This is a genomic window from Paraburkholderia sediminicola (assembly GCF_902859805.1).
Taxonomy (GTDB): domain Bacteria; phylum Pseudomonadota; class Gammaproteobacteria; order Burkholderiales; family Burkholderiaceae; genus Paraburkholderia; species Paraburkholderia sediminicola.
In genome coordinates this window covers 16,768-39,136 of the sequence record NZ_CADIKC010000014.1, presented here as the reverse complement: position 1 = coordinate 39,136, position 22,369 = coordinate 16,768, and the positions used below count along the sequence as shown (strand labels likewise).

The following is a 22,369-nucleotide window of genomic DNA, read 5'->3' as shown; positions in this document are numbered from 1 at the left end:
GGAGATTGCCGTGACTGTGGAGCGTGACGCAGCCTCGCTTTTCGAGCGCATGCGTCTGGTTATTGCACTGACCGAAGTCAATTCCCGCCACTTGCGTGGAGAAAGCAGACGCGCGGGCGCGGAGATCGAACTGGCTTGCGAGGCGCGCGACGGTGTCTCTCCAGAAGGAACGTCGCATATCGAGCAATTGCGCGAGCGCCTCGGCGAGGTCGAAAGCGCGCTGCGGGCGATCGAATCCGAGCGGGAGCGGCTTGCGAACGAGCTGGCCCGATTGGACAGTCGAGCGTCGTCTGAGACACAAGGGGGCTGGCAATGAATCGGATTCCGGTTACGGTGCTCACCGGCTTTCTAGGCGCTGGCAAGACCACGCTGCTCAATCGTATTCTGCGCGAGCAGCAAGGCCGGCGCTATGCGGTGATCGTCAACGAATTCGGCGCGATCGGCATTGACGGTGGTCTTGTCGTCGGCGCGGAAGACGAGGTCATCGAATTGAACAACGGCTGTGTCTGTTGCAAGGTGCGCGGCGATCTGATTCGCGTGGTGGCGGCCCTGGTCAAGCGTAAGGTTGGCTTCGACGGGATCCTGATTGAAACTTCCGGTCTGGCTGACCCCGCGCCGGTAGTGCAAACCTTCTTTATCGATGATGAGATCCGGCAGCGCACGCGGCTCGACAGCATAATCTGCGTGGCCGATGCTGCGCATTTGCAGGCGCGCCTCGCAGACAGCCGCGAGGCCGCGGAGCAACTCGCGCAGGCCGACATCGTACTGATCAACAAGATCGACCTCGTCGATCCGGCCGGTCTCGCTTCGGTTCAGGACGCCGTGCGGCGCATCAACCCGACTGTGGAATGGCGGACCAGCGTGCGTTGCGAAATATCGCTTGCCGCGCTGCTCGATCGCGGGGCGTTCGATCTCACGCGCATGGCGCTTGCCACATCGGCGGGTGAGGCCGGTGAATCATCACGCGGCGAGCGGACTTACCACTACGTGCCGCTTCGCGCAGGCGCCCCCGTCAAACAGGGTCGCCATAGCCACGGTATCGATAGCGTATCGCTGCGCGTCGAGCGCCCGCTCGAACGTACGCGCTTTCTCTCCTGGTTGCAGCAGTTGGTGGTCGAGCAAGGCCAGAACCTGTTGCGTGCAAAAGGTATCGTCGATCTCGCCGGATCGGAGCATCGCTTCGTGTTTCAGGGCGTGCACACGACGATGGATACGGATTTCGACCGGCCCTGGCGAGCCGGCGAACACCGTGACAGCCGCCTGGTGTTTATCGGCCGCAATCTCGACCGGCGCGAGTTGCGGGAGAGCATCCGGTACTGCGAGATCGACTCATGAACGCGCCCCCCGTTCTGATCGAACTGCTTGGGGCGTGTTGGGTCACCGACGCGTCCGTCGTCGAAGTCGTGTGGGACACGGCGGGGCAAACTGCTGGATTCGCCCTCGGCGACGGTACGCTTGCGCTCGCCACCGGTGTCTGGGACGGCGGCCCTCGACTCAAACCACGCGAGAGCGGCGGCGTCGAGGTCGTGCAGGCGCAAGCGCCACCCGCGCCGCTCGCACGCTTCAGCGTGCATGAGGGCACGTGCCTGGCCCTCGCCTCCGACCCTGCGGGCGGATTCGTAAGCGGTGGTGATGACGGCCGTCTTGTCCATCTGCGCCGCGATGGCACGAGCGAACTCGTCGCGCACGCGGCCGGCGCATGGATCGACCACGTGGCCACCAGCCAGGCGGGTGGTCGAGCCTATGCAAGCGGCCACCGGGTTCATTGGCTTGGGGCCAAACCCGCGTGCCTGATGCTGCCCGGATCCGCAACATCGCTGGCTTTCGACACGGCTGGTACACAACTGGCGATCTCGCATCATGGTGGCGTCACGCTTTGGGCGGCCGACACGCTCCGGGAGCGTCAGCTTGCGTGGCCGGGCTATCACCGTAACGTGGCGTGGAGCCCTGATGGCCGCTATCTCGTGAGCGGTATGGAGGAGAACGCGCTGCATGGCTGGCGGCTGCCCGACGGAGCAGACATCGAGATGGGCGGCTATCCCGGGCAGCCGCGCTCGTTATCGTTTTCCGCTGACGGCCGCTTTCTTGCCACCAGCGGCGGCATGCGCGCAGTGTGCTGGCGCTTCGATCCGCCCGGCGCGAACGATGAGCCACACGAATGCGGCGTTCCCGGCAAGGCGCCGGTAAGCCGGGTGGCCTGCCATCCGGCTCATCCGCTGATTGCAGTGGGTTATCACAGCGGTGCGGTGTTGCTGTGTCAGCCAGGCAGTAGCGACATTCTGTTCATCAAGGGTTCCGGCAACAGCGCGGTCAGCGCGATGGCCTGGTCGCCGGACGGTGGACGGCTCGCTCTGGGAACCGAGGCGGGCGAGCTGGCGCTGGTGTTTCTGCCGGACGAGCTGTTCCGCTTCGGACGCCGTGGATAAACGGGCCATTCTCCCATCACATGTCAAAACGGAGACAACCATGAATAATGGACACACACCCAAAGAGCAGTTTTTCGAGCGCCTTGGCGCCGTGGCAGACGAGATGATCGAAGTGTACGGCAAGGACTTCGCACTGGGCGCGCTAATTCTAACGGCACGTTTTGTTGCTGAAGGAAAAGAGCCAGACGGCGCCGCTCGAAGCGTGATTCTTACGAGTGAAAACCACGGCAGCGTCGCAACATAGCAGCGCAGCCGCGCTATTCGTCGTAGAAAATAAGGTATCCGAATAAATATAGGCATTCGATCCGGCGTCCATCTCTCGATTCAAACGTCCCAATATCGGACAGCGTCTTGAGACGGATTTGTCGCAGAACACAACATGGCGCACTGCAAGAATTTTTACCGCAAGCCCTTGCTCGTTACCAGGCTTGGCGCGGAATAAAGGACTTCCTTTGGCACGCTTATCGCTCTATCAGTGCAGGTCAAACCGAAAGCGTCGACGTCACAAAACGCGAAACGAAAACAGTAGGAGACACGATCATGAAGACCGGCCCGGCGGGCTTGTCCTTCCGTTCCTTCTCCCGAACTTTTCGCTTGCTAACGAGACGGCCCGCCCGTGTTGTTGACTCTGGTCCTGGCGGTAGCCGGCCCTGCCCGAAGCGTCGCATTGCGACAGTTATCGAAATGGAACTAGGAGAGCTCAATGTCTGATGGATTAACGCTCAACAAGATCACGTCCCAGCGCGGGATCAGCATTGGCGAAGCGGCACGCCGCGTTGCCGATCTCGGCTGGACTCCGAGTTATGTCCAGGAGGCCATGACCTTCCCGACGGACTACAAGATCAGTAAGGCGCCACGTGACCCGATGAAACAGGTGCTGCGCTCTTATTTTCCGATGCAGGAGGAAAAGGACAACCGCGTCTACGGCGCACTCGACGCGGCATTGCGCGGCGACATGTTCCGCAATGTCCAGCCTCGCTGGGTGGAATGGATGAAGCTGTTCCTCGCCATCATTCCGTTCCCCGAGATTTCGGCGGCGCGTTCGATGGCGATGCTCGGCCGGCTCGCACCCGGTGAAGAGTTACGCACCGGTTTTACGATGCAGATGGTCGACGAGTTCCGGCACTCCACGATCCAGATGAACCTGAAAAAGTGGTACATGGAAAACTATATCGATCCGGCCGGGTTCGATATTACTGAAGCGGCGTTTGGCAAGTGCTATGCCACCACGATCGGCCGTCAGTTCGCCGAGGGGTTCCTCACCGGCGATGCGGTCACGGCGGCCAACGTGTTTCTGCAAGTGGTGGCGGAAACGGCGTTCACGAATACGCTGTTTGTCGCGATGCCGTCGGAAGCCGCCCGCAACGGCGACTACGCATTGCCAACTGTGTTCCTTTCGGTGCAGTCGGACGAAAGCCGCCATATCGGCAATGGCCACTCGCTGGTGATGTCGATCATCAACGATCCGGACAACCATCTGCTGCTCGAGCGCGACCTGCGCTATGCGTTCTGGCAGAACCACGCAATCGTCGACGCCGCTATTGGCACGTTCATCGAGTACGGCACCACGGACCGCGACAAGAACAAGGAATCGTACGCCGAGTTGTGGCACCGGTGGATCTACGAGGATTACTACCGCACCTACATGCTGCCGCTGGAAAAGTACGGCATCAAGATTCACCACGACGACGTTGCCGCCGCTTGGGATCGCATTGTCAAGAAAAACTATGTCCACAAGGTCGCGCAGTTCTTCTCCGTGGGCTGGCCTGTCAACTTCTGGCGCATCGAAGCGCAGACCGAAAAAGACTTCGAATGGTTCGAACACAAGTACCCCGGCTGGTACGCGGAATTCGGCGACTTCTGGAAGTGGTATGCGAAGAAGAGCGTGCCGGGCGAAACCAACATGCTGTTCGATCAGGAAAACGGCTATGTGTATCCGCACCGTTGCTGGAGCTGTCTGGTGCCCTGTCTAATCCGTGAAGACTTCGTGGTCGACGAGGTCAACGGCCAACTGTACACGTATTGCTCGGAGCTGTGCCGCTGGACGCATAAGGTGGCGTTCGCGGAGGAATACGAAGGCAGACCGACTCCAGCAATGGGGCGCTTCAGCGGGCGTCGTCAATGGGAAGAGTGCTACCACGGCTGGGATCTGGCCGATTGCATCAAGGATCTCGGCTTCGTGCGCGGCGACGGCAAGACGCTCGTGCCGCAACCGCATCTACGCTTTGACGACAGGCAGATGTGGACGCTCGACCATGTGCGTGGCCACACGATCCAGAGCCCACTCGTCTTGTTACGGGGCATGACGCCGGAACAGCGCGAGAAACACATCGCGGAATATCGCGCAGGCTTCAAGATCAATCCGGTGAATTGAGAAAGGCATCCGATCCGGCGGCGCCTGAATCGCCACCGGACGGATCAGGAGCACAAGATGAGCGACACGCAAGAGACGAGGCGCGAGATGGCGGACACAGGCGACGACAAAATATTCCATACCGTTTACTTCGAGCCGGTCGGTGTGCAGATGTCGGTGGCCGAAGGCGAGACAGTGCTCGATGCCGCATTTCGCCAGGGCATTGCAGTGATGCATGGATGCAAGGAGGGGCAGTGCAGCAGCTGCAAGTCGCTGCTGGTCGAAGGCGAGGTCGAACTCAAGAAATACTCGACGTTCGCGCTGCCCGACTACGAACGCGAATCCGGCCATATCCTGCTCTGCCGCACGCTCGCCTATAGCGATCTGACAGTCGAGCTGCTGAACTATGACGAGGACCTGATGCGCCGCTCGATTGCGGTGAGCGAATATGATGCGACGCTCACGAAGATCACCGCGCTCACGCACGACATCAGGCTGCTGGAAGTGAGGTTGTCGAGGCCGCTGCGCTTTGGGGCCGGGCAGTACGTCGACCTGACGATTCCGGGAGCGGGCATCACGCGATCTTTCTCGATGGCGAATAGGCCTGACGGCGAATCGACGCTGAAATTCATCATCAGGAAGTACCCCAACGGTGCGTTTTCGTCGCAACTGGACGGTGGTCTGAGCCCTGGCGACAGGCTGGTCGCGAAGGGGCCGTATGGTACCTGTTTCCGGCGCGAGGACCAACCTGGACCGATGGTGCTGGTGGGCGGAGGGTCCGGGATGTCGCCGCTGTGGTCGATCCTCAGCGATCACGTGCAAAGCGGTGAGGAGCGACCGATCCGTTTTTTCTACGGCGCGCGCAGTCGTCGTGATCTGTTCTATCTCGACGAGTTCGCGGAGCTGGAAGAAAAACTGCCGGATTTCCGCTTTATTCCGGCGCTCTCAAATGCCGACCCGGATGACGGCTGGACGGGCGAGACCGGCTTCATCCACGAAGTACTCAGCCGCACCTTGCGCAAGGAGGCGCTCGCTGGCGAGATCGACGCCTACACATGCGGTCCTACCCCGATGATCGAGGCGGTGATGCCGGTTCTTCAGATGGCGGGTGTCGCGCCCGAGCGGCTCTATTTCGACAAGTTCACGCAGGCGGTTCGCTGATCGAAGCTGGCAGAAAGCCTATTCGAAGTGCCTATAACCGAAACACAAAGGAGGACTAACATGAGTACGTTGACAGAACAGTCGCCAGTGAAGTCGGGCGCGGCCGGCGCGGCCCAGTTTTCCGGCTGGGACAGCCGCAAGTACAACTACTTCGAGCCGAAGGGACGCAAGGCGAGCCACTACGAAGACATGACCGTGGATGTACAGCCGGACCCGAATCGTTATCTGCTGCAAGACTGGATTCTCGCATTCGCTGACGGCACGCCAACGTATTCGAAAACATGGACGGCTGCCAAAAGCTCGGACTGGCATCAGTTCCGCGCTGTGGACGAAGAGTGGGAGCGCACCCATTACCAGCGTCAGTCGACCATTGTCGGCATGATCACGGGTGCGATCCAGAACGCGCGGCGCTCAGGGGCGGTAAAGCGCTTCGACAAGACCTGGATCAAGGTGCTGGAACAGCATCTGGGCGCATACAAGCATGCGGAGTTCGGCTTGGGCACGGCCACGATGCATGCGCAACGCTACGGCTACACCCAGATGATCAATAGCGCCATCCTCACGAACGCGTCGTACAAGCTGCGCTTTGCTCAGGACCTGACGCTTTATTTGGGCGAGATCGCGTTGGACCTGCCCAATCTCGACCTCGACGCCGGCAAGCAGCATTGGCTTACCGACCCAATCTGGCAGGACACGCGCAGGGCGATCGAGACCATCGGCGGCGCGACTGATTTTCTCGAGAAGTACTTCGCCGTGAACGTCGTATTCGAGCCGCTCGTGGCGGATCTGTTTCGCAGCGGATTTATCATGCAGGTCGCTGCCTCGCAAAACGATTTTCTGACTCCGACCGTCGTGTCTGCGGCGGAAGGCGACTATGAGCGCAATCTGGCCAACGCCGTCGAACTGTTCCATATGCTCGCTAACGACCCGCAGCACGGCGAACCCAATCGCAAGCTGTTCGGCGAGTGGCTGGAAAAGCACGGCGCGCTGGCCTCAGCGGCAGCAAAGCAGTTGCAGTCGATCTGGTCGATTCCGCATGTGAAGACGGCCCATTTCAACGACTGTCTGAACAGTTCGATAGAGCGGGCGGAGATGATCGCGAGAGAAATCGGCGTTCACTTTCCGTCGTCGATCCGCGCGTGAGCGCTTCTCGAACCAATCGAACCAACCGCCAAGAGGAGTACGCAATGACAGTGCATACCGACAATATTTTCAAGTCCATGAAGGACGTCCGCTTCGAGCAGACCATTTCGCATCAATGCGGCGTGACGATGAACGACAGTGTCGAGGCCAGGGCGATTGCCGAACTGATGTCCGCCAAACCCGGTATCACGGTGACCTATCTGCCCGCGATGATCCGTATCGACGGGCAGGGCAAGATCGAGTTCAAGATGGGCGAGATCAGCGAAGTGCTCGGTCGCGAGATGACGCCGCATCTGTTCGAGATTTCCACTTCGACCCACTACGGGCGGATGGTGATGATCGACGACGAGACGGTGGTGCTGTTCGGCAATATGGACGATGCGATGGCTTACGAGTGAGCGAACACGCCGCCAGCTAATCGGGCGGCCGGGCGCTCTCAAGGGCGCCGGGCCGCCCATGCAACCAAGGAGACGAATGCCATGTATCGAACCACGGACGGTGAGGAAATCTTCATCATCGACGGACACGTTCATCTATGGGACGGCAGCAAGGCCAACCTTAAAAACGTGCACGGTCAGCAATTCATTGACTGCTTCTACGCGTATCACTCGAACCTGAGCCCCAAGGAGTATTTGTGGCCGAAGGAGAAGTTCGACAAGTACGGCGAAGAAGCGATGTACAACGACCTGTTCGTCACGGGTTACGATGACATGGCGATCTGTCAGCCAACCTACCTGACGGACTTCTACAAGAACGGCTTCAACACGACCGAAGCCAACTACGTGCTGAAGCAGAAGTATCCGAACCGCTTTATCGTCAACGGCGCATTCGATCCGCGCGATGGGGAAGCAGGACTCGATCGTCTCGAGGAGCTTGCGTCCCTCTACAAGATTCAGGGCGTCAAGCTTTACACGGCGGAATGGCGCGGCGACAGCAAGGGCTACAAGCTGTCCGACCCCGGCGTGCGGCGTTATTTCGAACGCTGCGAGAAGCTGGGCATCAAGAACATTCACGTTCACAAGGGACCGACGATTCTGCCGCTGAATCGCGACGCGTTCGACGTGGCCGATGTCGACGACGCCGCCACCAGCTTTCAGAACCTGAATTTCATCGTTGAGCACTGTGGCTTGCCACGGCTCGACGATTTCTGCTGGATCGCGACCCAGGAGACGAATGTCTACGGTGGTCTCGCCGTGGTGCTGCCGTTCATCCATACGCGGCCTGATTACTTCGCGCATGTGATCTCGGAACTGCTGTTCTGGATCGGCGAGGACAAGCTCCTCTACGGCAGCGACTATGGCATCTGGTCGCCGAAATGGCTGATCGAGAAGTTCATGGCCTTCGAGCTGCCCGAGTCGGTGAGTAAGGAAACCGGCGTGCAGTTGTCGCTGACGGCCAAGAAGAAGATCCTTGGGCTCAATGCGGCGCGGTTGTACGGCATCGACGTCGAGGCGCAGAAGGCGCGGCTGGAGGACGTCCGGCAACCGGCCGCGGTCAGCGCATGAGCACCGTGCGCGCTGAGCAGGCACCGGCTGTCATCGTGTCGAAGAGCGCTTCCGACCGGGTCGCCGAGGTCTGGTCCCGGCTGGATTCGGTCGACGATCCGGAACTCGATGAGCCGGTGACGGAGTTGGGTTTCGTCACCGCAGTGGAGGTCGACGGCGGCTGCGTGTCGGTCGGCTTCCGCCTGCCGACCTACTGGTGCGCGGCCAACTTCGCCTACCTGATGGCCGACGACATGCGCGAGGCGTTAGCGGCCTTGCCATGGGTGACGGACATCGCGATCACACTCGACGAGCATATGTATGCCACCGAGATCAATCGGGGTGTCGCCGCCGGACGGTCGTTCCAGCAAACCTTTGGCAGCGAAGCGAGTGGCGATGTGGAGGACGTGCGGCGCATTTTTCTCGTCAAGGCTTTTCAGCGGCGACAGGAAGCGCTTCTAAGCTGCCTGCTGGCGCAAGGCAACGAGCCTGCGACGCTGGTGCGCCTGACCATGGCGCAGCTCTCGGCGCTTGCAAGCGCGAGCACGGACGACGGAAAAACCCAGCGCCTCGTCGCGCGATATCGCGAGCGGCGTTTCGTAGTGGGGCGCGGCATTGACGAAGCAGCGCAGACGGATGAACCGGCGTTTATCGACACCCAAGGCGCACCGTTGAATCCTGACGAGCTCGGTGCATACCTGCGCGCGTTGCGAAGGGTCGGCGTCAATGCCGAATTCAACGGCGCGCTATGCCGCGGTCTTCTGGCTGCCCGTTATGGCGAAAGCTGCACCCCGGCGACGCCGGCGGTCGAGATCAAACCGGTGCATTTCTTCCGCACTGGCGGTTCGAAGCCCGGCGGTACGTACGCGCCAGCATGCGAGACACGCAGCGCGGCAGAGTAAAAAACAGCAATCCGAACTAACTGGATCAGGAGGAGCAGGATCATGCCGAATATCATGCTGCATGACGACGACGCGCGCATGGCGCTGGGTCGAGGCGTTGCGAAACTGGCCAAGGCAGTGCGAGGCACGCTCGGTCCACGCGGAATGAACGCGATCATCGACCGGCCAATCGGCACGCCGATCATCTCGCGCGACGGTGTCAGCATTGCCAGCGAGATCGAACTCGAAGATCCATTCGAGAATATCGGTGCGCAAGTCGTCCGCGAAGTATCCAGGCAGACCAACGAAGTTGCCGGGGACGGCACGACCACCGCGACCGTCCTGGCCGACGCACTGGTGCAGGACGGCCTCGCCTGCCTCGCGCAAGGCGCCAACCCTGTCGAACTGGTGCAAGGTCTGGAACTGGCGGTCAGCGAAGCAATCGACGCGCTCAAGCGCGCGGCGACGCCCCTGCGCAGCGGTGACGAAGTGCGCGCCGTGGCAGTGGTGGCAGCCAACGACGAATTCACAGGAAAGCTGGTGGCCGAAGCATTGGAACGGGTGGGCGCCGATGGGATCGTCGATGTGGAATACGGCACCACCGTCGAAACGCGTCTGGAGGTGGTGGACGGGATGGCTTTCGATCGCGGCTACCTGTCGCACCACATGGTGACGGACATCGAGAGAATGCAGGTGGTGCTGGATAATCCGCTCATTCTGATGACCGACCAGCGGCTGCAAGCGCAGGAAGAAGTCGCAGCGCTTCAGGCATTGGCGACCCGGAGTAAACGTCCGCTGCTGATCATTGCCGAGGAGGTGGCGCCGGCCTGTGTCATGACCCTGCTCGCATGGCGGGACAACGGCGGCATGCCTGTGGCGGCGATTCATCCGCCGGAGTACGGACACTGGCGCAAGGCGATGCTCGAGGACATCGCAATCGTCACAGGCGGCAAGGTCGTTGCCCGCGACCTGGGCGGCAAGCTGGAAGCCACTGAGTTGCGCGACCTCGGTAGCGCGCGGCAGGTCCGCATTTCGTCGAACCAGACCATCATCACGGCGGGCGGCGGCGATCCGGCGGCGGTGGCGGCGCGCCGTCAGCAGGTGGCGCGCCAGTATGAAATGGCGCCGGAGAATGTCGAGCGCGACAAGTTTCAGGTGCGCCTCGCCAAACTGTCGGGCGGCACCGCGCTGATTCTCGCGGGTGGCGCGACGCCGGTCGAACAGAAGCGTCGACTGCATCTGATCGACGACGCGATTCACGCGGCGCGCGCGGCGATTGCCGAAGGCGTCGTGCCGGGCGGCGGCATGGCCTTGTTGCGCGTTGCGTCCGAACTGGAGGGCGTCATTGCCCGCAGCCACGGCAGCGTGCAGCAAGGCGCACGGCTCTTGCAGCGCGCGTTGGCGAAGCCGCTCTTTCACATCGCGACGAATTGCGGCCTCGACGGCGCGGCCATCGTAAGCGAGGCGGTGCGGACAAAGCCCGGCATGGGTCTCGACGCACGTAACGGCGCATTCGTCGATCTCGTCGAGGCCGGCATCATCGATCCGGTCAAGGTCAGCTACAGCGCGGTGCGCAATGCGGCATCGGTGGCAGGGCTGATTCTCACCACCCAGACGCTGATCGCCAAGAAGCTGGAGACGATCGATCCGACCGCCGGACCGGCGCTGGGCGCAGGCGCCGAACTGCTCGGCCGGCCATAGACGCGTGAGATTGACATGGCCGGCCTCCGTATTCACGGGCCGGCACAGCAAGGCCGCTGACGGCACGAACGGGCGGCCGCCGCTAGAGGGAGACAAACGATGGTAACTGGAACCGGCCGCCACTTCGGCGTGGTCACGATGACAGTCCGGCATCTTGGCGCGATGCCTTCGACGCGCCTGTTCAGGGTCACAGTGGGTTGGAGCATCACACTATGTGGGATGTCTATCCTGATGAACGATGTAAGCGCAACGATCGCTCCATTTTTGCACAGCGTCGCAGGTGCGATCATTAAAGCAATCGCGTGATCGTCATGCATGCCTGTCCGGGCGGCCGCTGCTGCGAATTGGGGGAAAAAGGGGAGCGCACGCATGGATGATCGTGTTCGGCCAACCGGCCTGGCGAATTCAGGGGTAAGAACCGCACGTGCGGCGCTCGCTGCGCGCGAGGTACTGGAAGGACGCCGCCGCGGTGCGTTGAATCTGCTGCCGTTTGCGGGTCCGGCGGTCGTCGTTTCCGTTGCCTATATGGACCCCGGCAATTTCGCGACGAATATTCAGGCGGGTGCCAGATACGGTTACGCGTTGCTGTGGGTGGTGTTGCTGGCGAACCTTGTAGCCATGCTGTTTCAGGTGATGTCGGCGAAACTCGGGATCGTCACCGGAAAAAACCTCGCGCAATTGTGCCGCGAACGGTTCCCGAAGCCGATTGTGCTGTTAATGTGGGGGGGGAGCGAGATCGCAGCAATGGCCACTGATCTAGCTGAGTTTCTTGGCGGAGCGATCGGGCTCGCGTTGCTATTTCACCTGCCGTTGCTGGCGGGTATGACGATCACGGCGTTGGTAACGTATGGCCTGCTGTTGTTCGAGAGCGCTGGGTTTCGGCCCCTTGAACTGGCTATCGGCGCACTGGTGGGCATCATTGGTCTGTCCTATCTGGCCGAGCTGTTCATCGCGCCGGTGGTCTGGCCGGAGGTGCTGCTCCATACGTTTTCGCCACGATTGCCAGACAAGGATGCGTTGACAATCTCGGTCGGTATCGTCGGCGCAACGGTTATGCCACATACGCTGTTCCTGCATTCTGGACTCACGCAGAATCGCGTGTTCGCTCGGACCGTGAAGGAGCGCAGGACGCTGCTGAATTTTTCAAACATCGAAGTGGTTATCGCGCTGAGCATCGCCGGAGTCATCAATATGGCCATGGTCATCATGGCTGCGAGTGCATTTCATCACGGTCGTCCCGAGGTCGCGGAAATCGAAGAGGCGTATCACACGCTTGCGCCGCTACTTGGTGTTGGCGCGGCAGGCATCTTTCTGTTGTCGCTGATCGCTTCGGGCATATCCAGTTCCGTGGTGGGCACGATGGCGGGCCAGATGATCATGCAGGGGTTTGTCGGTTTTCGAATTCCGCTCTGGGTGCGCAGGGCCGTCACAATGTTGCCAGCTTTCGCCGTGGTGGCGCTTGGTGTCGACGCGACGCATGCGCTTATCTTGAGCCAGGTGGTATTGAGTCTTGCGCTACCGTTTCCGATGGCAGCCTTGCTGTGGTTCACGCGTTGCGATGCGGTGATGGGCGGTTACACGAATCGCGCCTCGATGACGGTCATCGCGACGTTGGCCGCGCTGACGGTTTTAGGGTTTAACGTCGTGCTAGTGCTGCAGACATTTGGTGTTGGTATTCCCGGTCTGACTGGCTGACAAACCAGCTGACAAAGGGATTAAAAAAAGGGGCTGGGGCGGCTGGCTAAGGGATGCGATCCAGCGCACTGACCGTGTTTCCCCCAAAGGACTTGTTGAAAATTGAGGCATATACTGACCGCGCGTTAGCTGCTGGGTTCGAAAAATAGACGTCCACAGGATGCGCCTAGCCATGACATTCTAGCTAGTCAAGACGAAGCCAGCCGCAGAGCCCGGCTCCGCGTTAACCCATCGCCCTGGAGGAAAGTTGTGGCGAGGAGACATCAGCTTGGCAGCATGTTGGGTCTAGGTGATCAGGCCGCGATGCGTGGTATCGTGGCCAACGCGCAGCGCGCGAACCTCCGTCATTCCGACCGGGGCACGATGCTCGCATGGGAGCGCTTTCTGGCGGGCGAGCCTTCGACGTCTGCTCCCCCGGCGCTCATCGACTCGTGGCAGCGTAGCTTGCAGTCCGGCGTCAGCCCGACTGCGGTTTCGGCGCCGATCGCGGTGCACGGTGACGCAGTTGCGGCACTGCTCTGGCGCCATCGCGACCTGCTGGCAGCAGCCGAACGCCTGTTCGCTGTCACGGCGGACCTTTTCGCCGATTCACATTCAATCCTGCTGCTCACGAACCAGGACGGCGTAATCCTTAAAGCGGCCGGCGACTTGCGCACGCAGGCGGCAGGCGAAAAAATCCATTTGACGATTGGCGGCGACTGGGGCGAGGGCAGCGCGGGCACCAATGGTATCGGCACCGCGCTTGCAACCCGTGAGCCCACTTATATCCATGCTTCGGAGCATTTCTGTGAAGGCATCAAGTCGTGGAGTTGCGCGGCAGCGCCGATCTGCGAGCCGGGCACCGGCGCAGTGATCGGTGTACTTGATATCTCCGGACCGCCTACCACCTATCAGATCAATAACCTCACGTTGGCCGTGACCGCTGCGCGGCAAATTGAAATGGTGCTCGCCGAGCAGGCCGCTCGCGAGCATATGCGTTTGTTGGCTTTCTGCCTGCAGCGGATGTCTTCGTCGCATGCAACCGGGATGGTTGCCATAGATCGTAGTGGCCGCCTTGTGCACACCACAGGCAGAGTCACTTTGCCGGTCGCCATCGGCGAGCGTTTCCCGGGGATGGGAGAGACCTCTGCGGTGGAAGACTGGGCGCGACATTTGCCCGAGGGGTTGAACGCCGAATGGTTCAACCCTGTCGTCGTTGACGGCATCACGATTGGGGCGATGCTGGTCGTGCCCACACGAACCCGGCCCGTCACTGCGCGGGTCGCGGAGCGCAACGGAGAAGCGGATCCTCAGCGCAACTGCTTCGCGCAAATTCAGGGGCAAAGCGCGGCGATGCTGGCCGCCGTCAATCGCGGGCACCAGCTTGCCAGCAGGCGCGTACCGGTGCTGATCGAGGGTGAAACAGGGGTTGGCAAGGAACTCTTCGCGCGCGCGATTCATGGTGAAGAAGGAGGCGCCGGCCCGTTTGTCGCGTATAACTGCGGTGCGGCGTCAAAAGAACTGATTGCCAGCGAGTTGTTTGGTCACGTACGCGGCGCCTTTACCGGCGCGACAAACGAAGGGCGGGCCGGCCGTTTTGAACTGGCGCATGGCGGGACGCTTTGTCTCGACGAGATTGGTGAGATGCCGCTCGAACTTCAGCCCGTTCTGTTGCGTGTGCTGGAAGAGGGGATCATCTACCGGCTTGGCGACACGCAGCCGCGCCGCGTCGATGTGCGCCTGTTGGCGATGACCAACCGCAACCTGCGCGTAGAGGTCGAGTCCGGTCGCTTTCGCCGTGATCTGTATTACCGGATCAGTGTTACGCGTATACGTATTCCGCCGCTGCGTGAGCGGGACATTGATATCGATCTGCTCGTCGAGCACTTTAACCGGAAGCTTGCCTTGCGCCACGGTGTGCCCGAACGACAACTGAGCGCCGAGATCCTGGCAGTCCTGCGCGCCTATTCGTGGCCCGGCAACGTAAGGGAAATGCGCAACGTGATCGAGAATATGCTTTTGACGTCCAGCGAGCCCGCTGTGTCGCTCGACGATTTGCCTGCCGAGTTGCTCGATGAAATCTCGACGTCCGGGGTCCTGCCTTCGCTGCGGGACGAGGGCGCGAGTCTCGAGGAAACGGAGCGTATTGCCATTGCACGCGCCGTACACAATGCGCACGGCAACCTTGCGCAGGCCGCACGCGCCCTGGGCGTTTCGCGCAGCACGCTCTATCGCAAGATCGAGCTTTACCGACTGGAAGGTATCGTCAAACCAGCGGGCAGGGGATGAGGTTTGCGCAGACGGAAGGACGCGGCTGGATAAAGCGTTAGCTGACTAATAGCAGCTTGGAAGTCGGAGAGTGAACCATTCCGGGGGCTGGCGTCATCGACCGACTTTTTCGACTGTCACGTGGCCGTGTCTTTCCTGCGGGCACGCAGTAGCGTAGAAATGCTCCCCCCGATTGCTCGGCTGCTTGCTGGTAGGTCATTCCTTGCCTGATCAGCGACAAGCCCTTGTTCACCAGGCGCGGTGTCGCGTTGGGCCGGCCGAGGCGCTTGCCCCTGGAGCGCGAATTGGCCAAGCCCGAGCGGACACGTTCCCGAATAAGCTCCCTTTCGAATTCCGCGACCGCCGAGAGCAAATGCGCCTGCATCCGGCCCACTGGTGTGCTCATGTCGATCTGGCAAGGTACCACGAAGGCCACTCCAAGCGCTTCCAGTTCCGCCATTGTCAGGATCAGGTCCTGCACGCTGAGGCCCCAACGGTCCGGGGCCCCGACCAGGATCACATCGACGGCGCGGGTGCGCGCCAGTTGCATGACATCTTCGCGCAGCGGCCGCTTGTGTGACGCGCCGCTGACGGTTTCCTGCATCTCTCGCACGATCTTCCAGCCGCGGGCTTTCGCGTAGTTGCGCAATTCCCGCCGTTGCCGGTCGGTGGATTGGTCCGGGGTGTGGACACGCGGGTATCGACCGCCGCACACATGCTCAAAACCCCCTCCGATTCTGGTGCCCAGCCCCGCCACCTGTGAATGGCCACGAAACGCGATTTCGAAGGATGTTAAAAATGCGATTTTTTGCTGGATTTTGCAACCGCGCTTTCGCCGTTTTCTGGCGTCGGTTTGGGCTTGCGGAAGCTCTCAGTCAAATCGCGTGTTGGCGGTTGCGGGTGTTGTGTGAACTAGGGCGAAGCCTTCCCGGTTCGTGCGCGTCTGAGAGCAACCACGTGTAGACGCCGAATGTGACACTTCACTCGCTTGGATGCGAAGCCCGATGCGTGTGCTGCACCGGAACTATTCCGGGGCTTTGCTGAGAGCCTTCCAAGCGACTTTGGTGGCATGCTGGAACGCGTGCATATCAAGTGGGTTTTCACCTGCGCGGCGAATATAGACGATCAGCCCTTGCAGATGAGAGACGAGCAATGCTCCGCGCAGAGTACATTCCCCCGTTGTCATCGTCGGATTGATCTCCCCAACCAGCCCCGCAAACATTTCCTGGAACTCCCGAGTCGTGTTTACAAGGAGCTCGCGCACAAACTCATCGCGCTCTGCCAAGCTCCACGCTTCGAGCGCAAAAGCGCTCAGGATATTGGTAGTCGCCGTTAGCGTCGTAAATATCTCATCGACGACAGCATCGAGTCGAGCCTCCGGCGGCCGCAACTTATCCTTGACGATCGTACGGTACCGCTGAAGGTAACGTCTGGCCACTTCCTCAACAGTGGCTCTCAGCAGTTCTTCCCGTGTACTGAAGTAATGCTGCAGGCTCCGAAGATGGATCCCGACATCATTGGCGATCCGACGTTGCGTGAATCCCGCGTTGCCGTGGATCGCAAAGACGCGGATCGACACTTCAAGGATTTCAGGTATTCGGGTGGCCCTTCCTCGACGCTTCGGCGAATCTTCGGACGGTATGCCCAGGACCTGCGCAGACGTGATGGATATTTCTCGCATTCTGTACTCAGTCTCCATGGTGGGACGGCTGCAAATTCGCACGGTACATGCGCCCGCGATGGGCGATATCCGCCCGAGCACCATATAAATGCCGTCAGCTGACGGATTCATAATACTTCAAAATCCCCGCCACATAAAGCCGGGAAGCCAGCTCACCCACAGCTTAGCCTAGCTTCTGCCTGACAGCGAAGCATCGATTAGCATTTTCCCTAGCTAATTTCACATTGAAATTACGTCAATTGACGGCTAGCATTCAGTCAATAGACGGATAGTATTGCGTCAAACGACGGTGTTGATATGCAGCTTATTCGGGGTTCAGGACGCCACGTCCGGCACGTCGAGGTTCGGCCGGCCGACTTGGCTGGGGGCCGAGGTGATGTTGAGGAGCAGGAAATGGGATCTCGCGAGCAATCGTTGCGCTGGGTTATCGACAAGTGGCTGGGGCCGACGTCTGCCGCTCCTCTTCATCTGACCCGATACGGGCGAGCGAACGCCAACCAAAGGCGTTGCGTGCTCGGGCAGTTGTGCGGCCCGACGCAGTCACTGAAGATCTTTTTCTTCCAACATGACGATGGAGCTTGGCGCGTTTTTCCTCCTGCTCCTCGTGGGCCGGCGATGCGCGCGGAATGTCAATCCACGGTAGACGGATTCGGCCAATAACGGCGGGGCGGCAGGCCGAGCTTACCGCTTCGTGCCTTGACGGTTTGAGTGCGCCATCGACCCGCCAGACAGTGGCATATGTAACGAGACCTTTGTGACGAGGGGGCATAGTGAAACGAAGCATTGGAATCGCGAGCGCCGTTGGTATTGCGGTGTTCCTCGTCGTCTGGCACTTTCGCGCTACATCAAGCGGGCAGACGCTCAACGACGCGCACGAATACTATCCAGGGGCCGCGATGCTAGTGGTTCCCATCCCGGCTGTCCATTTCAACATGTTGTGGCACCAATAAATAGTCAAAGAAGCGCCGACTAGTAGGTGCCGGAACGGTCCCTGACTACGCAGTTTAGTGGGATGGGAAGCTGGGGAGCCGGACAGTGTAGTAGTCCAGTTCGTTAGTCAAAGGGAAGCGGGAGTACCGAAATGGATATCCTGAAAATCGCGCAGGAGTCGGGTATGCAAGTCATGCTGAACGCCCGAATCGGCCGCGAGGAATACAGTAGTGTAACCGGCTCGTTGCAGGCACTTGAGCGGTTCGCAGCAGCATTGTTTTCGCTCTTGCCCAATGGGACGCAAACCGCCGGCGCGCAAACCGAACAAGAGCAGAGGTAGTCTTTTGTCGCGCAACAGACACCTTTTGACTTCTTCGCGAGCCCCCCCGAAAAGGTATTTCTCGGCTTTTGCGTTGATGAGCTCCGAGCCGCTGCTACGACGCGCGGTTTTGGCCGCACGAGTTACAAATACAAAGAGCTAGGCCGATTTCGCGATCGAGCAATGAGCGGCACATTCGGTAGTCGTAGAGGTCAGCCATTTCATGTGCTTGGTTTTTATTGAATTGGAGTCGAGACTGGCTACGCAGGCAATTCTTTGCGCGGGATGACTTTCGCGATCTCGAACGAACTCGGTAACGATACGCCTCGCGTTTCGCTCGCTTTGCGCACTCCGGCCAGACCGCGCTGGCCGGACGCTTGCTGTGTTCCGACAGTGTTTCTCCTCTCGCCGCAACACGTTCCTTTAGAAGCGGCGGCTATCTTGATAAAGGAAGATGTATGTCGAGGTTCTCCCTCGGGACGGTTCGGGCACAGATCAATGCGCAGACGCTTCAGATTCTGTTGGCCGTCGAAGAGCATGGAAGCCTTACACGTGCGGCCGAACAAGTAAGGTTAGTTCCTTCCGCGCTGAGCCGCCGTATTGCGGAGCTGGAGGCAACGATCGGCACTCAGCTTCTGCGCCGAACCCCGCATGGCGCCGAGTTTACAGCGGCAGGCAGGAGTGTGCTGTCCCATGCCCGGACGATCCTCGGTGAAATCGACGCGTTGGCCGACGAACTTGCGTCCTTCGCGGAAGGCACCCGCGGGGCAGTGCGCTTTGCTGGATCCGTCTTCTCGCTCACTCACCGACTCCCGAGCGATCTTGCGAGCTTCCGACGTACCTTCCCACAAATATCGCTTGAGTTCCACACTCGTACCAGCCGGGATGTGGTTGCCGGTTTACTGAAGGACGATATTGACGTGGGTGTCTTTGCATCGTCTGAAGTTCCGCCGGGGCTGAGGGCAATGGTGTACGAGGAGGACGTTCTGACTTTGTTGATCCCCGATCACCATCCACTCGCCGAGCGCGAATCTGTGGGGCTTGACGACATTGCTGACTACGAGTTGGTGTCATCGCCGCCGGGAACCGAAACGCGACAGCTGACTACGGATCAAGCGCGCCGACGCGGCTTGCGGCTTCGTTCTTCAATCGAAGTATCTAGCCTTGATGCAATGGTGTTGATGACACGGGCAGGCTTGGGTATTGCCATTGTTCCCGGTCACGCGTGGGATGCATTCGGACCATTTCATGGCTTGCGAAGCCTTCCGATCCAGGAGCACTGGGCGCACCGCCAAATAATGGTGGCCATGCCGGCGTCCACTGCCCTTGCCACGCCGGCGGGTAGGTTGTTCTTACAGCTCGCTGGTCAATGATGTAGGTGGCTTTCGAACTCAGTTAACCCCAAGCTATTCGATCGCTTCTAAACCGCTGAACCAAGTCTCAGGGCCCTTGCCGGAATGAGAAGCACGCTTTGACCAATGGTCGCTGGCATGCGGGCTGATGCTGAATTACGCTGACATGGCACCCGATAAGTTAAATGGACCAAGAAAATGCCACTTCCACAGGTTACCAACGCCGAACTCCCATCTCTTTTTGAGCGTCAGTTCACTAGGTGTGCAGTCAAGTCTGGCGAAACTGTAGTGCTGCTGACGGATCACAACACCAGCCGCGACGTGGTGCAGGCCGCCTTCGTTGCGGCCACAGCGCTCGGCGCTGAAGTCTTCGAGGTAGGGCTCTCGCGGACGTTCGACTTGCAGCGAGTAGGCCATGACCGGCCAGGTGGCGGTCTGGGCTTGATGTCAGCATTGCAGTCGGCTGATTTGCTTTGCACATTCTTTCCTCCCAACCTATCACCGTGGTTGGCGGAATGTCGAAAAGAGGGTACTCGGGTTTTGTCGATTACGGACAAGCCGGACCAACTCAAGCGGTTGCAAGCCCCCGAAGGGACTAAGGAAGCTGTTCTTTACGCGGCCCGAAAGTATAGCGAAGCTACGACTATTCGTGTCACGAGCGAGGCGGGCACTGATCTGACGTACCGACGCGGTGACCCAAGGTGGGGGGAGCTTCGAGCATACTATGGGTACGCTGACGAGCCCGGCCGCTTCGATCAGTGGGGCCTGGCAATGGTCGCTGATTTCCCGGATGAGGGGACTGCCGATGGTCAAGTAATTATCAAACCGGGTGATCTCTGGATTCTCCCTTTTGTGCGGGCAATTGAAAGCGAGATCCGGCTTGAAGTTCGCGAGGGTTTCATCCGGAATATTCAAGGAGGCTTGGACGCGAAGGCGTTCCAGGATTGGCTTGATCGCAACCGCCGGTCAGCAGACGACCTGGATCCGTATGCGGTGTCTCATTTGGGCTTTGGATTGCATCCCAATGCCTTCTGGTATGACATTCTCACTTACGGTAACAGCATCACGGACCTCACAATGGCAGCGCGAGGCTACGCGGGGAACTTCCTATTCTCGACTGGACCTGGGCCGCATCGTCGCACGAAGGGCCACATTGACATGCCTATGACTGATTGCACGGTCTCCTTCGACGGTGAAGTGTTTATCGATGGAGGCAAGATCGTAGATCCGCAGGCAATTATCGGACGAGGCTAAAGGAAACGGAAGAGAGAAATCCCATGACCAAAGTGTACAAAAATTTCACGCGCGAGGAGCTCAATAAAGAGTATGACGTCGCAGCGTCAGTGGAGGGCGTGCAGTCATACTTCGTGCAGTACCTGAGTCGTAGTAAAGCTACAAGGGAAAAGGTTGGTGCGTCCTTTGACGTTCCCTACGGCACTTCCAGTGCCGAGACCCTCGACATCTTCTTCCCGAATAGCCGTTCTAATTGTCCTATCCATATCTTCTTTCACGGGGGCGGATACCGTTCGCAAGACAAATGGAATTTCAGTTATGTTGCCGAGCCATTAGTGGAGGCCGGCGCCATTGTTGTCATTCCAAACTATGGACTATGTCCGTCGGTTCGGCTCGATGACATCATTCAGCAGACAAGGTCAAGTATCGCCTGGGTGTACGCCAACGCACGCATAATGGGAGGCAACCCGAACGCTATCACGATCTCAGGACATTCTTCCGGAGCGCACACCGTCGCACGTATGCTCGAGACCGACTGGAGTTTTTTTCATAGAACTCCGCACGATGTCATCAAGGCGGCCATCGCGATTAGCGGAATGTACGATCAGGAGCCGAGAAGGCTGTCGTACGTCAACGAGTTCATTCGCCTAAGTGAAGAAGAATCTCTAAGGAATTCCTGCTTCTACAATACTCCGAGCCGTCGGATCCCCTACCTGCTCGCCGTTGGCAGCCAGGAGACGGCCGAGTACGTCAGGCAAACCGTGGACTTTGCGGCTGCGTTGCGATCGCGGAGCTACGATGTCGAGCATATGATCGTCGAAGATCGTAACCACTACGATATTCTCGATTCCCTTTTGGACTTCGAAGATCCGCTCGGAAAGAAACTGCATTCTTTCGTATGGCCAAAATAGCATTTGCTGTGTTAACTAATTCTGGAAATCGATGAATATCAATCCCGCGTTGGTAGAAGAGATCGCGCCTACTGGGCGTTTGCGTGCTTCGATCAACTTGGCCAGCACCGTCCTGGCATTCAGCTACACTGATTCGGCGAAGCTGGCCGGTGTTACGATCGACTTGTCGAGAGAGTTCGCACGCCGGCTTGGCGTCTCGGCCGAATTTCGTGAATGGGGCAACCCTGGCGACGCCTTTCAGGCGTTGGTGGAGCAGCAAGCAGATGTCGCTTTCCTGGCTGTGGATTCCAAGAGAGCAGAAAAAGTCCAATTTACTGCTCCTTATGTACAAATCGAAGCGGGCTACCTGGCGCTGGAGGATTCGGAATTCCATCGTATCACCGACGTAGATCGAGAGGGGGTCGAGGTCCTTGTCATTGAGACTAGTGCATACGATCTCTATCTTAGTCGCGCGCTCCAACATGCAAGTGTGCGCCGGTTCCCCACAGGAGAAGAGGCCTTCTCCGCGCTGTTGCAAGACCGACCTGGCCGCAAGATCTTAGCGGGAGTTAAGCAGGCGCTGTCTCAAGACATGAAGCGTGAGGGCGGCTTGCACATGCTGCCCGGAAGTTTTATGGCTATCAATCAGGCGGTGGCGCTTCCTCGCGACTGCTCGTGTGAAGCCCGTGAACTTATTGAGGGCATCCTGAGCGACCTGGTCAATAGCGGATTCATTGCAGAATCGTTGGCTAAACATGGAATTGAAGGAGTCGGTGTTGTCGCGGCAGGTGCAATTCCATACGAAGCCGTGAGCACACCGCAATAGCAGCTCGGACATGTCCATTTTGCCATTGCGCGGCTGACGGCGGGGGC

Annotated in this window: 21 protein-coding genes; 19 read left to right on the top strand and 2 right to left on the bottom strand. The window is 59.5% G+C overall.

Features of this window, described 5'->3' with window-relative positions:
* Positions 1-10 precede the first annotated feature (10 nt).
* The 14 genes from R8871_RS33340 (at position 11) to R8871_RS33275 (ending at position 15,112) form a co-directional block, all read left to right on the top strand.
* Positions 11-316: a hypothetical protein gene (locus tag R8871_RS33340; RefSeq protein ID WP_175054208.1), complete on the top strand. Its 306-nt coding sequence runs from the start codon at positions 11-13 to the stop codon at positions 314-316.
* Positions 313-1,335: a CobW family GTP-binding protein gene (locus tag R8871_RS33335; protein ID WP_175054207.1), complete on the top strand. Its 1,023-nt coding sequence runs from the start codon at positions 313-315 to the stop codon at positions 1,333-1,335. The genes R8871_RS33340 and R8871_RS33335 overlap by 4 nt, the downstream gene beginning before the upstream one ends.
* Positions 1,332-2,426 (top strand): WD40 repeat domain-containing protein, encoded by a 1,095-nt coding sequence (locus R8871_RS33330; RefSeq protein ID WP_175054206.1) that lies wholly within the window; start codon positions 1,332-1,334, stop codon positions 2,424-2,426. The genes R8871_RS33335 and R8871_RS33330 overlap by 4 nt, the downstream gene beginning before the upstream one ends.
* Before the next feature lie 40 nt (positions 2,427-2,466).
* Positions 2,467-2,670 carry a hypothetical protein gene (locus R8871_RS33325; protein WP_175054205.1) on the top strand — a complete coding sequence of 68 codons (204 nt, stop codon included), beginning with the start codon at positions 2,467-2,469 and terminating at the stop codon, positions 2,668-2,670.
* 459 nt (positions 2,671-3,129) lie between these two features.
* Complete coding sequence (locus R8871_RS33320; protein WP_175054204.1) at positions 3,130-4,800, top strand: aromatic/alkene/methane monooxygenase hydroxylase/oxygenase subunit alpha; 1,671 nt, start codon at positions 3,130-3,132, stop codon at positions 4,798-4,800.
* 57 nt (positions 4,801-4,857) lie between these two features.
* Positions 4,858-5,940, top strand: a complete 1,083-nt coding sequence (locus tag R8871_RS33315; protein WP_246287931.1) for an NADH:ubiquinone reductase (Na(+)-transporting) subunit F — start codon at positions 4,858-4,860, stop codon at positions 5,938-5,940.
* A 60-nt stretch (positions 5,941-6,000) separates the two neighbouring features.
* Positions 6,001-7,083 (top strand): aromatic/alkene monooxygenase hydroxylase subunit beta, encoded by a 1,083-nt coding sequence (locus R8871_RS33310; RefSeq protein WP_175054203.1) that lies wholly within the window; start codon positions 6,001-6,003, stop codon positions 7,081-7,083.
* Positions 7,084-7,127: 44 nt separating this feature from the next.
* Positions 7,128-7,481: an MmoB/DmpM family protein gene (locus R8871_RS33305; RefSeq protein ID WP_175054202.1), complete on the top strand. Its 354-nt coding sequence runs from the start codon at positions 7,128-7,130 to the stop codon at positions 7,479-7,481.
* A gap of 81 nt (positions 7,482-7,562) precedes the next feature.
* A complete protein-coding gene (locus R8871_RS33300) occupies positions 7,563-8,588 on the top strand; it encodes an amidohydrolase family protein (RefSeq protein WP_175054201.1) in 1,026 nt (341 codons plus the stop codon).
* Complete coding sequence (locus tag R8871_RS33295; protein ID WP_175054200.1) at positions 8,585-9,469, top strand: iron-sulfur cluster assembly protein; 885 nt, start codon at positions 8,585-8,587, stop codon at positions 9,467-9,469. The genes R8871_RS33300 and R8871_RS33295 overlap by 4 nt, the downstream gene beginning before the upstream one ends.
* 42 nt (positions 9,470-9,511) lie before the next feature.
* Positions 9,512-11,149, top strand: coding sequence for a molecular chaperone GroEL (gene groEL, locus R8871_RS33290; protein ID WP_175054199.1), 1,638 nt, complete (start codon positions 9,512-9,514; stop codon positions 11,147-11,149).
* Between the two features lie 99 nt (positions 11,150-11,248).
* A complete protein-coding gene (locus R8871_RS33285) occupies positions 11,249-11,455 on the top strand; it encodes a hypothetical protein (protein WP_175054198.1) in 207 nt (68 codons plus the stop codon).
* Positions 11,456-11,518: 63 nt separating this feature from the next.
* Positions 11,519-12,844, top strand: a complete 1,326-nt coding sequence (locus tag R8871_RS33280) for an Nramp family divalent metal transporter (RefSeq protein WP_175054197.1) — start codon at positions 11,519-11,521, stop codon at positions 12,842-12,844.
* Positions 12,845-13,159: 315 nt separating this feature from the next.
* A complete protein-coding gene (locus tag R8871_RS33275) occupies positions 13,160-15,112 on the top strand; it encodes a sigma-54-dependent Fis family transcriptional regulator (protein WP_322789531.1) in 1,953 nt (650 codons plus the stop codon).
* A gap of 37 nt (positions 15,113-15,149) precedes the next feature.
* On the opposite strand, the gene R8871_RS33270 is transcribed toward R8871_RS33275, so the two are convergent.
* Both R8871_RS33270 and R8871_RS33265 read right to left on the bottom strand, forming a co-directional pair.
* Positions 15,150-15,806, bottom strand: coding sequence for a recombinase family protein (locus R8871_RS33270; RefSeq protein WP_281370268.1), 657 nt, complete (start codon positions 15,804-15,806; stop codon positions 15,150-15,152).
* 309 nt (positions 15,807-16,115) lie between these two features.
* Entirely contained in the window at positions 16,116-16,772 is a 657-nt protein-coding gene (locus R8871_RS33265; RefSeq protein WP_175054194.1) for a TetR/AcrR family transcriptional regulator, read from the bottom strand.
* 1,081 nt (positions 16,773-17,853) lie between these two features.
* Between R8871_RS33265 and R8871_RS33260 the strand changes: the two genes are divergently transcribed.
* The 5 genes from R8871_RS33260 (at position 17,854) to R8871_RS33240 (ending at position 22,322) form a co-directional block, all read left to right on the top strand.
* Positions 17,854-18,042, top strand: coding sequence for a hypothetical protein (locus R8871_RS33260; RefSeq protein WP_175054176.1), 189 nt, complete (start codon positions 17,854-17,856; stop codon positions 18,040-18,042).
* A 437-nt stretch (positions 18,043-18,479) separates the two neighbouring features.
* Positions 18,480-19,394, top strand: coding sequence for a LysR family transcriptional regulator (locus R8871_RS33255; RefSeq protein ID WP_175054193.1), 915 nt, complete (start codon positions 18,480-18,482; stop codon positions 19,392-19,394).
* Between the two features lie 177 nt (positions 19,395-19,571).
* On the top strand, positions 19,572-20,627 hold the full coding sequence (locus R8871_RS33250; RefSeq protein ID WP_175054192.1) for a hypothetical protein: 1,056 nt from the start codon (positions 19,572-19,574) through the stop codon (positions 20,625-20,627).
* A 23-nt stretch (positions 20,628-20,650) separates the two neighbouring features.
* Entirely contained in the window at positions 20,651-21,517 is an 867-nt protein-coding gene (locus tag R8871_RS33245; protein WP_175054191.1) for an alpha/beta hydrolase, read from the top strand.
* Positions 21,518-21,548: 31 nt separating this feature from the next.
* Complete coding sequence (locus R8871_RS33240) at positions 21,549-22,322, top strand: transporter substrate-binding domain-containing protein (RefSeq protein ID WP_175054190.1); 774 nt, start codon at positions 21,549-21,551, stop codon at positions 22,320-22,322.
* The last annotated feature ends 47 nt before the right edge of the window (positions 22,323-22,369 follow it).

Coding starts and splice junctions, on each gene's coding strand:
- R8871_RS33265 (WP_175054194.1), bottom strand. CDS start 16,772: ATGCGAGAAATATCCATCACGTCTGCGCAGGTCCTGGGCATACCGTCC.
- R8871_RS33335 (WP_175054207.1), top strand. CDS start 313: ATGAATCGGATTCCGGTTACGGTGCTCACCGGCTTTCTAGGCGCTGGC.
- R8871_RS33305 (WP_175054202.1), top strand. CDS start 7,128: ATGACAGTGCATACCGACAATATTTTCAAGTCCATGAAGGACGTCCGC.
- R8871_RS33310 (WP_175054203.1), top strand. CDS start 6,001: ATGAGTACGTTGACAGAACAGTCGCCAGTGAAGTCGGGCGCGGCCGGC.
- R8871_RS33255 (WP_175054193.1), top strand. CDS start 18,480: ATGTCGAGGTTCTCCCTCGGGACGGTTCGGGCACAGATCAATGCGCAG.
- R8871_RS33315 (WP_246287931.1), top strand. CDS start 4,858: ATGAGCGACACGCAAGAGACGAGGCGCGAGATGGCGGACACAGGCGAC.
- R8871_RS33260 (WP_175054176.1), top strand. CDS start 17,854: ATGGATATCCTGAAAATCGCGCAGGAGTCGGGTATGCAAGTCATGCTG.
- R8871_RS33325 (WP_175054205.1), top strand. CDS start 2,467: ATGAATAATGGACACACACCCAAAGAGCAGTTTTTCGAGCGCCTTGGC.
- R8871_RS33330 (WP_175054206.1), top strand. CDS start 1,332: ATGAACGCGCCCCCCGTTCTGATCGAACTGCTTGGGGCGTGTTGGGTC.
- R8871_RS33245 (WP_175054191.1), top strand. CDS start 20,651: ATGACCAAAGTGTACAAAAATTTCACGCGCGAGGAGCTCAATAAAGAG.
- R8871_RS33285 (WP_175054198.1), top strand. CDS start 11,249: ATGGTAACTGGAACCGGCCGCCACTTCGGCGTGGTCACGATGACAGTC.
- R8871_RS33250 (WP_175054192.1), top strand. CDS start 19,572: ATGCCACTTCCACAGGTTACCAACGCCGAACTCCCATCTCTTTTTGAG.
- R8871_RS33320 (WP_175054204.1), top strand. CDS start 3,130: ATGTCTGATGGATTAACGCTCAACAAGATCACGTCCCAGCGCGGGATC.
- R8871_RS33240 (WP_175054190.1), top strand. CDS start 21,549: ATGAATATCAATCCCGCGTTGGTAGAAGAGATCGCGCCTACTGGGCGT.
- groEL (WP_175054199.1), top strand. CDS start 9,512: ATGCCGAATATCATGCTGCATGACGACGACGCGCGCATGGCGCTGGGT.
- R8871_RS33295 (WP_175054200.1), top strand. CDS start 8,585: ATGAGCACCGTGCGCGCTGAGCAGGCACCGGCTGTCATCGTGTCGAAG.
- R8871_RS33300 (WP_175054201.1), top strand. CDS start 7,563: ATGTATCGAACCACGGACGGTGAGGAAATCTTCATCATCGACGGACAC.
- R8871_RS33280 (WP_175054197.1), top strand. CDS start 11,519: ATGGATGATCGTGTTCGGCCAACCGGCCTGGCGAATTCAGGGGTAAGA.